This window comes from Dyadobacter sp. CY323, assembly GCF_021390245.1.
Lineage (GTDB): Bacteria > Bacteroidota > Bacteroidia > Cytophagales > Spirosomataceae > Dyadobacter.
In genome coordinates this window covers 434,707-446,767 of record NZ_JAJUXH010000001.1, presented here as the reverse complement: position 1 = coordinate 446,767, position 12,061 = coordinate 434,707, and the positions used below count along the sequence as shown (strand labels likewise).

Here is a 12,061-nt window from a genome sequence, read left to right as displayed (position 1 = left end):
AAGCTAGAATATAACCACCTCGATGAGCAAGAAAAAGATCCTGATTATTGATGACGATTCAAGAAATATTTTCGCTTTAAAGGCTACCCTGAAAGCAAAGGGATTCGATTGTCTTTCCTGCCTGGGCGCGCCGGAGGCACTGGCCCTGCTCGAAACGGGGGAAGGTGTTGATGCCGTACTGATCGACATGATGATGCCGGAAATGGACGGCTACGAAGCGATTCCCAGAATTAAGGAACTGGAAAACAGGAAATACCTGCCGGTGATTGCGGTTACTGCGCAGGCTATGGTGGGTGACAAAGAAAAATGCCTCAGGGCAGGCGCAGATGATTATATTTCCAAGCCTATCGACGTTGAAAAATTACTTCGGTTATTGCATGCTATCTAGAAAAAACAATGGTTGAAGATGAAGATATCGACTTGTTACTGAATGACTTATTCGAGATTTACGGATATGATTTCACCAGCTACTCGCGCGCCTCGCTCAAACGGCGCATTGTGCGGCTATGCTCGCTCGATAAATTCCCCAGCTTTGTGGAATTGCGTTATAAGGTTCGGTCGGACCCGGATTATCTGAAGCGTTTTGTAGAAGAAATCACGGTAAATGTGACTGAAATGTTCCGTGACCCTTCTTTTTACAAATCGTTGCGTGAAGATATTCTTCCGATCCTGGGTACCAAGCCATTTATCCGCATCTGGCATGCAGGCTGTTCTACCGGCGAGGAAGTTTATTCCATGGCGATTTTATTAAAAGAGGCGAACCTGCTGAAAAAGTCTCTGCTATATGCCACTGATTTGAATCCCAGCGTATTGGAAAAAGTGCGGAAAGGTATTTTTCCGTTAAACCAGATCAAGCAATATTCCGAGAGCTACATTGCGTCAGGCGGTCGGCTGGATTTTTCTACTTACTATACCGCCAATTACGGACAAGCGAAATTTGACCAGGAACTGTCTGAGAAGATCATCATTTCTACCCATAACCTGGTGTCGGACAGCTCGTTCAATGAGTTTGACCTGATCCTTTGCCGGAATGTGCTGATTTATTTTGACAAGGATCTGCAGGACCGGGTTTTAAAATTGTTCGATGCGAGTTTGGGTACTTTGGGATATCTGGCTCTCGGGACGAAGGAAACGCTGAAATTTTCTGCGATCCAGAACAAATACAAGCAACTGAACCGCGAGAAGATATGGAAGAAAATCCAGTAAAAAATCATTGCGAAATGCTGCTGATCGGTGGTTCGGCAGGTAGTCTTGAAGTGTTGTTCAAGCTGCTTCCCATGCTCGATGCGGATCTGCCTTTTCCGCTGGTAATTGTGCTGCACCGCCGCAGTTCGGGCGATTCTTCCCTTTCGGACCTGCTATCTACCAAAACCCTCATTCCGACGCGCGAAGTAGAAGACAAAGATCCCATTGCAGCTACAAACCTGTACCTGGCACCCGCAGATTACCATTTACTGATTGAGAAAAAACAGTTCTTTTCACTCGACGACTCGGAGAAAATCAATTTCAGCCGCCCCAGTATAGACGTAACGTTTGAGTCTGCATCGGAAATTTACAAATCCGGCGTGGTGGCGATCCTGCTTTCGGGCGCGAATGAAGACGGTACCAAGGGTTTGTTATCCATTAAAAAAGCTGGTGGCCGCACCGCTGCTCAGGATCCGCAAACGGCGCAAATGCAATTCATGCCGCATTATGCGATCACTCACCATGCGGTAGACCTGATTTTAAACATTCAACAAATGGCTGAATTCATCAATCAGCTGGAATGAAATTGGTAATCGTTGATTAGTACCACAAAAGGCATTTTTGCTCCTTCCTTTTCACGCTTATTCTGGGCAACTTTGTGTAGTAAATTTCCCTGTCGGGAAAATCAGACTTCAGCACTTATCCGATTTATATCATGGCAAAGCCAAATAGATTATACAGCGTTTTATTTAATAAATGTCCGAGATGCGGCGTAGGTGATTTCTTCATTTCCAAAAGCGCATACAACTTGAAGAATTTTGATAAAATGCACAAACGCTGCCCGCATTGCGGTGAAAACCTGGTGCCCGAGCCGGGATTTTACCAGGGTGCATTATATATGAGCTACTCGTTCTATGTAGCTTTTATGGTTATTTACTTTTTGATCTTCGTTAATTTCTTCGAAGAATATCTGGACTACTTCCTGATCAGCATTATCCCGGTGTTGATCATTCTTACGCCTCTTTTTTACCGTTTGGCAAGAAGGTCCTGGCTGGCGCTTTTCATCAAGCCGGTTTCAAACGAAACGTTATCCTGACTGACGGGATTTCACGGTAGCTTTCCGTCGGAACTCCTCGGGAGTTTCGCCGGTTTCTTTGCGGAAGAACCTGGTAAAGTAAGAATTGTCGCTAAAATTCAACCGATAGGCAATCTGGGAAACACTCAGGTCCAGATTAATAAGTAACCTTTTGATTTCCAGTGCCAGCCGGTTCCGGATCACCTGACCCGCCTGTAATCCCAAATGCTCTTTACATAATGCATTGAGGTGATTCCGGGTTATATTCAATTCTTCCGCATAGTCTCCCGGAGATCGCACGGTTTCGAATTTCTGATCAACGAGTTTTTGAAATTTGGTGACAATGTTGTTCGGAACATGTACGGGATGTTCGCCGACCGATGAAGTGCTTTGCTTTAAAATGAGGAATATCTGGAGTAAGATCACTTTTATCAAATCTTTGTCCGACTGATCATTATGCAGGTTTCGATTCAGTATTCGCTCAAAAAGTGAAACAATCTCTTCCCGGTTGTTTTCCCTGATATTCAAAACACATTTGGTACCGTCTCCGCGGAAAAACGCGAACGTATCCAGGTAATCGGGCTGCAACAGAAATGACCGGAAGAATGATTCTGAAAAATTAACGACGTAACCTTCGGGAATACCTTCGAAATTCCAATCATGGACCTGGCCCGGCGCCATGAAATAAATCTGAAACGGCTCGACTGAAAAATGGGTGAAGTCAATGGTGTGGGTTCCGGCACCTTCTGTAAAAAGCACCAGATGGTAAAAGCTGTGACGATGGGGAAAAACCAGGTTTTGATGTTCCTCCAAATAATTCGAGAACCGGCTCAGCATGACTTCATCCTTACGGTAGGCTGAGAGCGGCCCGATGTCCAGTCTGGGAAAATTTGAGTGCATATTTTGAGAGTCATTCAATCGGAAACGGCAATTTAACACCTTCCCCGTAACCGGCCACTTATCTATACAATTATACCTAACTATATCTACACGGATAACAGCCGATAAATCAGTGGCTGGTTGCCGATTGCTAATGTATTGTGGCTTTTGCTGGACGGATTAGGTAGTTTAGGAATATATACTTCCCTCCGATGAACAGTGGGCTACACCTGCCTCCTCTTTTTTGAATCCCGGTAACGCATTCCAAAACCTGATGAACGAAAGCTTTGACACAACACCCTATTTACGACGCTTTCTTGCGACGAAGCGCGAGGATCAGGTATACATATCATGGAGTACACAATCGGAAAAACACATCGGATTTTTTGAACTCCAGCATAGTATCAATGGTCGAAACTGGGAACAGTTAGACCGTTTTCGATCCGACGGCGGTAAGGCTAAGGAACATAGCTTTACGCATTTGAACCCCTCGGAGGCTGACAATTTTTATCGTTTAAAACTAATCTATCATGATAAGTCCAATGGTTTCAGCCACATTGCGCACATCCATATCGAATGCGTGTCTGAGGATAATGTATATCCAAATCCGGTGGCAGACAAGCTTTTTATCCGGAATGAAGACTGGATAGGTGTTGAGAAAATAGAAATTTTACATCCTTCCGGCGAGCTGTTTTCCAATCCGCCCTACACTCAAACCATTAATCCGGTAATTCGCGAATACGACTTCCGCTACTTTTCGGAAGGCATGTACCGGGTACGCACCTTTACAACCAACGGTCAGGTCAAGACCGTCAAGGTATTGAAAAGGTAGTTTCCGGGCCCCGGTTTACTCTCTTACAAACCGCTGTATTTCAGTCTGTCCCGCAGAATTGGTGATGTGAATGGCGTAAAGTCCCGCCGATAAATGCCCCGCATCAAAACTGTATTGCCCGTCATTTGCAGAAACCGCACCTTTGGAAGAAATTAATTGCCCAAGAATGTTATAAACCTGCACCTTCCTGACCGCATTACCATCTGCCATTTTTATCGTTAAGGTACTCGAAACCGGATTGGGGTAAATAGTTATGTATCTTAGACCATCGATCTTCACACTACGGATCCTGCTGAAAGCATACGTACCATCCAGGTCCGTCATTTTCAACCGATATAAATTCTCCCCCGCTGCGGGGCTGATGTGGTTGAAACTGTAATTCCTGACTTCATCACTTTCTTTGGCTGCGCTCATGCGACCGATCACTTTCCAGGACTTACCTTCATTAAAACTATGTTCAATTTCAAAATAACTGCTGTTGATTTCGCTGCTGGTAGACCACTGGATTGCAACAAACCGTTCCTTTTTTTGAGCCATAAAACTCACTAACGTAACGGGAAGCTGAATGCAGGAAACCTCCACTTCTTCTTCGGAATTGCATCCCGTGCTATTCCCCGAAATATCTACCAGATCCGGATCGTTCGTTTTGAGGTAATTGCATATTCCAGTCACCGCACACGTTTCAAGTGCCAGATTATCCACAATGGTGAGCATCCCGCCCATTGAACTCAGTTCACTTAAACCATCCAGATTTGGCAGTAACTCATTTTCAACGATGGTTAGGCCTGCGCCAATTGTGCTCAGATTATGCAGACCATGTAACGATAACAGTGCATAATTTCCGGAAATAGACACAGAATCAGCCACCGAGGTGATGTTATCCAGGCCCGATAGATCAGTAAGCAGCTCATTTCCCTCAACGAATAAGCTGCCAACGGTTTCCAGTTTTTCCAACCCATTCAGGTTTTCCAATGAAAAGTTACCTACAACAACCAAAAGCCCGGCCGCGCCAATCGTTTCGAGATTGCCTAAACCCGCCAGGCTGGTAAGAAAGGGATTTATCAGGATTTGCAGATCACCGTCGATCGAAGTCAGGGAAGAAAGCGCTGAAATATCTTCCAATGCAAAATTGCCGGCCAGCGTAAGTCCAGGTCCACCGATAGAAGCAACGGCATTTAAGCCTTCCAAACTGACTAATCCTTCGTTAAAGAATATGTAGACACTATTTGTGATCGTGGTAACCCCGTTCAACCCCGACAAGTCCGAAAGTAATGGATTGAGAGCAAGGGTAATACTGCCAATGGAGGTCAATTTTGAGAGAGCCGTAATGCTGGTCAGACTTTCGTGCTCGATAATTACTAACCCGTCGGAGAGCGTGGCGAGATTTTCAAGGCCCGTCAAGCTTTCGAGACTGTAATTGTAATCCAGATATAGCTCGCCTTCGATGCTTTCGAGTGCATTTAACCCATTCAGCGTCACTAAGTTATCATTGGCGTAGATAGAAACGGAGTCCCCGACCGAAGTCAAACCATCCAGGCCAGTGAGATCCATAAGTCCGATATTACTGGCAATTTCCAGTTCCCCAGGCAGGGTAACGATGTTATGAAGCCCATTCAGATCGGTGAGTAAATCACAGTAACCAATACGCAACGATCCGCCGATCGTGTTGATAGTCAGCTTATTCAGCGAAGTAAGTGCATCGTTCGCGCCAATGATCAGATCGCGACCGACCGATTGCAACTGCGACAAGCCGGCGAGGGTAACCAATGCGTCGTTGTTGTCGATAATGAGATCCTGCGGCACAGTGGTAACTCCTGAGAGACCTTCGAGGCTGGATAATAACTCATTGTCATAAATCTGGATGTCGGCCCCTATAAATACGATATTTTCCAGGCCGGCGAGATTGGGTAATAATGGGTTGTCGATGATAAAAACAGATCCGCCTACGCTGGTAAGGGTACTCAATGAACTCAGGTCCGTGATATCGGCTCCTTCAATGGTCAGATCTCCCGTGAGAGCCAGGCAATCCGGATGATCCGTTAAAAAAGAATTTAAGCTGGCTTGATCTGAAAAAGTAAGATCGGTGGGGCATTCTGCGGTTGCAGCTAACGGCAAAAGTAATGCAAAGAAGCAGTAGAGTTTTTTCACAAAGAGAAAGGGTTGAGTAAACAGGAAATCTGAATAATCCAAAATTTCCTGGTAAATGTCAAACCCTTATCTCTGTAAATTTAGTTCCTGATCCTGGAAGTAATTACTCCTAAACTACATTCGCTTTCTGACCCGGTCTTTTTAAGATCAAAGCGCAGATCAGCGAAACGAGAATACCGACAGGAAGGATTTCGAAATAAGTAAAAAGAATCACCATGACCGGGTTTTTGTACATTTCCTTGTAACTCCCCATTTCAGCTACCTTTTCCTGCATTTCTGCTTCCGACGCGCCAGCTTCCTGAGCTTGCTTCAGAACGGAACTTGCGTATTTATCCATGAAATCCGGAATGAAAAAGTAATAGTCGACCAACCATACCAGCATATACACGGTTGAGGCGACCAATGCAATGTAAAGTCCGACTTTGAACGCCTGCCAGAATGTGATGAATCCGTTGTTGTACTTGTCGCGAAAGTTTTTGACACCCACAAAAATCAGGGAAAATGCCAGGATCATCGACGCATATCCGAGCACAATACTCCCATCGAAGGTCCCGCTCTGGTAACAATACGCGATTGAAAACAGCATGAATGTGGACACGATGGCACCGGAAATCAATCCGCAGATCATTATTATTCTGGTCATAGAAAAGTGAAAGGTGAAAGGTGAAAAGTGAGATGTGGAGGAAGTTTTTTGACCAGTGACCCTGGTTGATTGTCAATCGGTGATGGTCCGTCGTCGTTTAATTAGAAAGGTTAGTGGAGTAATGGCTCAAATTTGATGTTTTGGCTGCATTTCGGATTCATACTTTCGGGTGATTTCGTTTTTAATGATCGTTTTTCATACGAAAGTACCAGCCAGTCAGCGGATCAGACTCAGCCGTTTTGCTTTCTCGACGGCTTGCGTGCGGCTTTTCACTTCCAGTTTTTCAAACAACCGGGACGAATGCGTTTTAACCGTATTCAAAGAAACAAATAACCGGGATGCGATATCCTGGTTGCTGAGTCCCGCCGCGATCAGTTCCAGGACTTCCAGTTCACGTTTACTCAATCCGAACCGGGACATTTCAGCCTCATTTACACTGAAATTCCCGTCGGACATTACGCGTACTTCCTTTTCCACGATCACGGTTTTGACCTCCGGCTTAATGAGTTTCACAGCCAGCCAGATGCCGAGGCCGGTAAAGATGAGCGCCAGGACACCCGTGTAAATTTCGACGATATGATTTATGACCAGAAAGCGTAGTTCGAGCCACTTTAAAAGGAATAATAGCATCGCCAGGGAAACGCCGTAAAGCATTATCTGCCTGTTTTTTGAGAAGAAGCCGGCAACCGTTTGGATCATTGTCATGTAGTAACAGAACCAAAATTACACCTTTTTAAGTAGGTGACACACTTACTTTTTAGGATTAACTATCCTGTTAAGATCTTCACACATTTTCTTAATTCTGAAATAAGATGCAGTATTGTTTTCAGTTTTATCCAGCTCAATGATCAGTTCTCCGGGCGAAGATTCGTAATGGAACTTGGTTTTGTCGTTCAAAATGGTCGTCACGTCGAGATCACTATCTGACTTGATGTAAGTCGGTGCGATCCGGTTGTTGATAAACCGCTCTACCGCGTGGCTTTTATTCCGGGGGAATTTCGCCGAGTATTTATAAAGGTCTTCGTTGTCGACAACCTTTATACTAATGTTGTCAGAATCCCGGCAGGATTGTAGTGAGGAAAAAAGTAAGAAGCTGATCGCGATAGTTTTGATGAATTTCATGGCTAATAAATGTTTAACAAGGTACTATGCAATATACAGTAGCTACGTAGTTTTTTGGTTTACAGGATACATGAGCGGCGTAATGGCAGGATGGAGACGGTCAGACTTACCAAGTTTTGAAAACTTGGTAAGTCTGACCGTCCGATTCGTATACAAAATCGGCCGGTTCGTATAATCCTGGCGAAATCCCAAATCACCAACTTTGTATTGTTAATCGACAACAATCAAACAGAATCATGACAAGTGTATCAAAAACAAAATTAGGCAGCCAGGGCCTGGAAGTACCTCTGGAAGGATTGGGGTGCATGGGAATGACAACCCTAGCAGGAGGAAACATATACGGCACGGCCGACGAAACAGAATCCATAAAAACCATTCACCGGGCTCTCGAACTGGGCGTAAACTTCCTGGACACCGCGGACCTCTACGGCCCGCTACTCAACGAGAGACTAATCAGTAAAGCGATTGCAGGTACCCGCAACCAGTACATTATCGCCACGAAATTTGGTTTCGAAGTGAATGACGAGGAGCAATTGACCTGGCGCATTAACGGTCGGCCGGAGTATGTAAAAAAGGCCATTGACCGCTCACTTAAAAACCTCGGTACCGACTACATTGACCTGTATTATCTGCACCGCGTTGATCCGGAAACACCCATTGAAGATACCGTAGGTGCGATGTCCGAACTTGTACAATCCGGAAAAGTAAAGTACATCGGCTTATCAGAAGTTTCTGCACAAACGTTACGAAAAGCGCATGCAATTCACCCCATTACTGCTGTTCAAACCGAGTATTCGCTGTTTGAGAGAGGCGCAGAAACAAACGGCGTCGTTGACGCTTTGCACGAACTAGGCATTGGTTTTGTTTCCTATTCTCCGCTGGGCCGTGGCTTTCTGACCGGTGATATCAAATCACCGGACGATTTCGAAGCGAATGATTTTCGCAGGAACATCCCGCGTTTTCAGGGAGCTAATTTTTACAAAAACCTTGAACTGGTCAGTGAAATTCAAAAACTTGCGGCGGAAAAAGGTCTGACGCCTTCCCAACTGGCCATTGCGTGGACGATTGCGAAAGGGACGGTTCCGATACCGGGAACAAAAAGGGTTAAGTACCTGGAAGACAATGTGGCAGCTGCCAGCATTGTATTGACAACCGCGGAAATGGACCATCTCGACTCCATTGTTCCGGCAGGAACAATTTCAGGTGACCGATATGACGAAACTTCCATGGCCGGTGTAAACCTTTAATAATTAAAAAAATGAAAAAGACATCCCCAGGTCCGCTGATCATTAATTCGTTGTCGGAATATCACAAGATCATGAAATTGCCGCAGCCTGAGCACCCGCTGATCAGTGTCATCGGAATCGAATGCGCATCGGAGTTCCCGGATCTTCCAGACGACAAACTGATCCATAATTTTTACTCCATCTTCCTGAAAAAGAACATCGAAGGTTCTATTGGTTATGGACGCAAGTATTATGATTTCAGCAATGGGGTAATGGGTTTTTCATTGCCAAAACATGTCTTCGTCCTCAACCGGGACATGGACTATTCAACGATTTCGGGGTGGATGCTACTTATCCACCCCGATTTTATCCGGAATTATCCGCTCGCAAAACGCATTGCCGAGTACGGATTCTTCTCCTATGATATGAGTGAAGCGTTGCATTTGTCCGAAAAAGAGGAGACGATGATCGAACGCATCATGGAGGATATCCGCTCGGAATACCAGATGTCGATCGATGCATTCAGCCAGGATGTGATCGTTTCGCATATCGAAGTTCTCCTCAATTACTGTAATCGTTTCTACAACCGTCAATTCATTACAAGACGCCCTGCCGAGCAGGAACCGGTTGCCCGTTTCGAGGAAATTGTCTCGCAAATATTTAATAATGACGAGATTACGCACATTCCGGGCGTGAATGAAATCGCTGCGCAGATGAACGTTTCCACGCATTATCTGAGTGATATGCTGCGCTCGCTGACGGGCATGAATGCGCAACAACACATCCACAACAAACTTATAGACAAAGCCAAAGAACTTCTGCTGACGACAAACTTATCAGTCAACGAAACCGCCTACAATCTGGGTTTCGAATATCCCCAGTATTTCAACCGGTTGTTTAAAAGTAAAACGGGACTTACACCCGCCGCATTTCGGAAGGACTTTAGTGAGAATTGAGTTTTATGTTTAAATTGGCATAACAACTTGAAAAGAGCCCACTTGAAGACTTTCTTTTACGCTTTTAACGAAAAAATCCTTTCAGGCAAATTACGATGGCTAGCTCCGTTGTTTTTTGCCTTTTTGATTCATAATCAATCTCTTGCGCAGACCAAAGTCTACGAGGACTCACTTTACATTCGTGAGCATTATACTAAAATCGAGCGGATGGTGGCGATGCGTGATGGCGTGAAACTGTTTACCTCCATTTATCTACCAAAAGATATTTCAGCTTCAAAAACGTATCCCATTTTGCTGGACCGGACACCTTATAGCGTCGCACCTTACGGCGAACAGCTTTACAAAACGTCTCTCGGGCCGAGCATGCATTTCGCCAGGGATGGTTATATCATTGCTTATCAGGATGTTAGGGGAAAATATATGTCCGAAGGTGAATTTGAGGCCAACCGGCCGTTTATTCCAAATAAAAAAACGACGGCGGACATTGACGAGAGTTCGGATACTTACGATACGATTGAATGGCTGTTAAAAAATATCGACGGAAACAATGGAAAAGTAGGCAGCTGGGGTATTTCCGCACCTGGTTTCTACACCACGATGACCGCCATTGACGCGCATCCCGCATTGAAAGTAGCATCCCCGCAGGCTCCGGTTACGGACTGGTTTATGGGCGACGACAGGCATCATAATGGGGCGTTTTTCCTGATGGGCACATTCTCATTTTTATCCTCATACGGCGCGCCGCGTCCCGTTCCATCCTCCAAAGGAGCAGCTGGGTTTTCGGGATATGGAACGCCGGATTCGTATGAGTTTTACAAGAACCTGGGTCCGCTCAAAAATGTGAATGAGAAGATTTTCAAGAATCAAAACCGGATCTGGAACCAGATGATGGAAAATGAGACTTACAACGATTTTTGGAAAGCCAGAACGCCGGTACCGCACTTGAAAAACATCAAACCGGCCATGCTGGTTGTGGGTGGCTGGTTTGATCAGGAAGATTTATACGGGCCGCTGAAAACATATGCCGGAATTGAAAACAACAGTCCGAAATCCCCGAATATCCTCGTAATGGGACCATGGATTCATGGCGGCTGGGCGCGCGGAACGGGCGAGTCACTTGGAAATATTCGGTTCGGGGCGAAAACAAGCAGTTTTTACCAAAAAGACATTGAGTTTCCGTTTTTCAGTCACTACCTGAAAGACCAGCCCAATCCATCGCTACCAAAAGCGTTTATTTTCGAAACCGGCTCGAATCAATGGAAAAAATACGATCAGTGGCCGCCTAAAAATACGGTAGAAAAGAAATTGTACCTCCACCCCGACGGAACGCTCTCCTTTTCATCAACCATGACAACCATGCAAGCCGGTGCCAAACCTGATTTTCATGAGTACACGAGCGATCCGGCGAAACCTGTGCCATTTACTTCCGAGATCCGCAGTGTCCGCGGTAGTGATTTTATGTATGAAGATCAGCGTTTTGCAGCCAGCAGGCCAGATGTTCTGGTATATCAGTCAGAAGTTTTGCAGGAGGATGTGACGATTTCGGGAAATGTTTTTGCCAATTTATTCGTGTCCACAACGGGAACTGATGCTGATTTTGTGGTAAAGCTGATCGATGTGTATCCAGGCGACGCCCCGAATGACAGTCCCATTAATCCAAACATGAAAATGGGTGGATTTCAGCTGCTGATCCGTGGAGAAGTGATGCGTGCAAAATTCAGAAAAAGCTTCACAAAGCCAGAACCGCTGGTTCCCGGCAAAATCGAGCAGGTAAAATTCGATATGCAGGATGCGGCGCATTGCTTCAAAAAAGGCCATAAAATCATGGTGCAGGTACAGAGTTCATGGTTTCCGCTCGTCGACCGCAATCCGCAGAAATTCGTTAATATCTACAAAGCGGCGGAAAATGATTTCCAGATCGCCAAACACCGGATCTATTTATCGCGTGAAGCTTCGTCTTATATCGGTGTCAGAGTGGTGGAGTGACCGGCATAA

At 45.4% G+C, this 12,061-nt stretch carries 13 protein-coding genes; 8 read left to right on the top strand and 5 right to left on the bottom strand.

What is annotated here, in order from left to right; all coding sequences use genetic code 11:
- The first annotated feature begins 22 nt into the window (after window positions 1-22).
- The 4 genes from LZG72_RS01975 to LZG72_RS01960 all read left to right on the top strand — a co-directional run bounded on the left by LZG72_RS01975 (window position 23) and on the right by LZG72_RS01960 (window position 2,281).
- Window positions 23-388: a response regulator gene (locus tag LZG72_RS01975; protein WP_233866875.1), complete on the top strand. Its 366-nt coding sequence runs from the start codon at window positions 23-25 to the stop codon at window positions 386-388.
- 8 nt (window positions 389-396) lie between these two features.
- Complete coding sequence (locus tag LZG72_RS01970) at window positions 397-1,206, top strand: protein-glutamate O-methyltransferase CheR (protein ID WP_233866873.1); 810 nt, start codon at window positions 397-399, stop codon at window positions 1,204-1,206.
- Window positions 1,188-1,769: a chemotaxis protein CheB gene (locus LZG72_RS01965; RefSeq protein WP_233866870.1), complete on the top strand. Its 582-nt coding sequence runs from the start codon at window positions 1,188-1,190 to the stop codon at window positions 1,767-1,769. The genes LZG72_RS01970 and LZG72_RS01965 overlap by 19 nt, the downstream gene beginning before the upstream one ends.
- A 131-nt stretch (window positions 1,770-1,900) precedes the next feature.
- Window positions 1,901-2,281: a DUF983 domain-containing protein gene (locus tag LZG72_RS01960; protein WP_233866867.1), complete on the top strand. Its 381-nt coding sequence runs from the start codon at window positions 1,901-1,903 to the stop codon at window positions 2,279-2,281.
- Here LZG72_RS01960 and LZG72_RS01955 read toward each other — a convergent pair.
- Complete coding sequence (locus tag LZG72_RS01955) at window positions 2,273-3,160, bottom strand: helix-turn-helix transcriptional regulator (protein ID WP_233866864.1); 888 nt, start codon at window positions 3,158-3,160, stop codon at window positions 2,273-2,275. The two genes, LZG72_RS01960 and LZG72_RS01955, sit on opposite strands and share 9 nt — an antisense overlap.
- 253 nt (window positions 3,161-3,413) lie before the next feature.
- On the opposite strand from LZG72_RS01955, the gene LZG72_RS01950 reads away from it, so the two are divergent.
- A complete protein-coding gene (locus LZG72_RS01950) occupies window positions 3,414-3,971 on the top strand; it encodes a T9SS type A sorting domain-containing protein (RefSeq protein WP_233866863.1) in 558 nt (185 codons plus the stop codon).
- Between the two features lie 15 nt (window positions 3,972-3,986).
- Here the strand turns inward: LZG72_RS01950 and LZG72_RS29310 are convergent, their stop codons facing one another.
- From LZG72_RS29310 to LZG72_RS01930, 4 genes are all read right to left on the bottom strand, one after another.
- A complete protein-coding gene (locus tag LZG72_RS29310; protein WP_233866862.1) occupies window positions 3,987-6,119 on the bottom strand; it encodes a T9SS type A sorting domain-containing protein in 2,133 nt (710 codons plus the stop codon).
- A 109-nt stretch (window positions 6,120-6,228) separates the two neighbouring features.
- Window positions 6,229-6,762, bottom strand: a complete 534-nt coding sequence (locus tag LZG72_RS01940; protein ID WP_233866861.1) for a DUF4199 domain-containing protein — start codon at window positions 6,760-6,762, stop codon at window positions 6,229-6,231.
- Window positions 6,763-6,978: 216 nt separating this feature from the next.
- The gene (locus tag LZG72_RS01935; RefSeq protein ID WP_233866860.1) at window positions 6,979-7,461 is read right to left on the bottom strand and encodes a response regulator transcription factor; all 483 of its coding nucleotides are present in this window, start codon (window positions 7,459-7,461) and stop codon (window positions 6,979-6,981) included.
- Between the two features lie 51 nt (window positions 7,462-7,512).
- On the bottom strand, window positions 7,513-7,884 hold the full coding sequence (locus tag LZG72_RS01930) for a hypothetical protein (RefSeq protein ID WP_233866859.1): 372 nt from the start codon (window positions 7,882-7,884) through the stop codon (window positions 7,513-7,515).
- Between the two features lie 236 nt (window positions 7,885-8,120).
- Between LZG72_RS01930 and LZG72_RS01925 the strand changes: the two genes are divergently transcribed.
- From LZG72_RS01925 to LZG72_RS01915, 3 genes are read left to right on the top strand one after another with little or no spacing between them, the layout of a single operon-like run.
- Complete coding sequence (locus LZG72_RS01925; RefSeq protein ID WP_233866858.1) at window positions 8,121-9,131, top strand: aldo/keto reductase; 1,011 nt, start codon at window positions 8,121-8,123, stop codon at window positions 9,129-9,131.
- A gap of 11 nt (window positions 9,132-9,142) precedes the next feature.
- Window positions 9,143-10,066, top strand: coding sequence for an AraC family transcriptional regulator (locus tag LZG72_RS01920; protein ID WP_233866857.1), 924 nt, complete (start codon window positions 9,143-9,145; stop codon window positions 10,064-10,066).
- A gap of 27 nt (window positions 10,067-10,093) precedes the next feature.
- Window positions 10,094-12,052, top strand: a complete 1,959-nt coding sequence (locus LZG72_RS01915; RefSeq protein WP_233866854.1) for a CocE/NonD family hydrolase — start codon at window positions 10,094-10,096, stop codon at window positions 12,050-12,052.
- Window positions 12,053-12,061 lie beyond the last annotated feature (9 nt).

Coding starts and splice junctions, on each gene's coding strand:
- LZG72_RS01975 (WP_233866875.1), top strand. CDS start 23: ATGAGCAAGAAAAAGATCCTGATTATTGATGACGATTCAAGAAATATT.
- LZG72_RS01930 (WP_233866859.1), bottom strand. CDS start 7,884: ATGAAATTCATCAAAACTATCGCGATCAGCTTCTTACTTTTTTCCTCA.
- LZG72_RS01920 (WP_233866857.1), top strand. CDS start 9,143: ATGAAAAAGACATCCCCAGGTCCGCTGATCATTAATTCGTTGTCGGAA.
- LZG72_RS01955 (WP_233866864.1), bottom strand. CDS start 3,160: ATGCACTCAAATTTTCCCAGACTGGACATCGGGCCGCTCTCAGCCTAC.
- LZG72_RS01950 (WP_233866863.1), top strand. CDS start 3,414: ATGAACGAAAGCTTTGACACAACACCCTATTTACGACGCTTTCTTGCG.
- LZG72_RS01935 (WP_233866860.1), bottom strand. CDS start 7,461: ATGATCCAAACGGTTGCCGGCTTCTTCTCAAAAAACAGGCAGATAATG.
- LZG72_RS01970 (WP_233866873.1), top strand. CDS start 397: ATGGTTGAAGATGAAGATATCGACTTGTTACTGAATGACTTATTCGAG.
- LZG72_RS01960 (WP_233866867.1), top strand. CDS start 1,901: ATGGCAAAGCCAAATAGATTATACAGCGTTTTATTTAATAAATGTCCG.
- LZG72_RS01940 (WP_233866861.1), bottom strand. CDS start 6,762: ATGACCAGAATAATAATGATCTGCGGATTGATTTCCGGTGCCATCGTG.
- LZG72_RS01965 (WP_233866870.1), top strand. CDS start 1,188: ATGGAAGAAAATCCAGTAAAAAATCATTGCGAAATGCTGCTGATCGGT.
- LZG72_RS01925 (WP_233866858.1), top strand. CDS start 8,121: ATGACAAGTGTATCAAAAACAAAATTAGGCAGCCAGGGCCTGGAAGTA.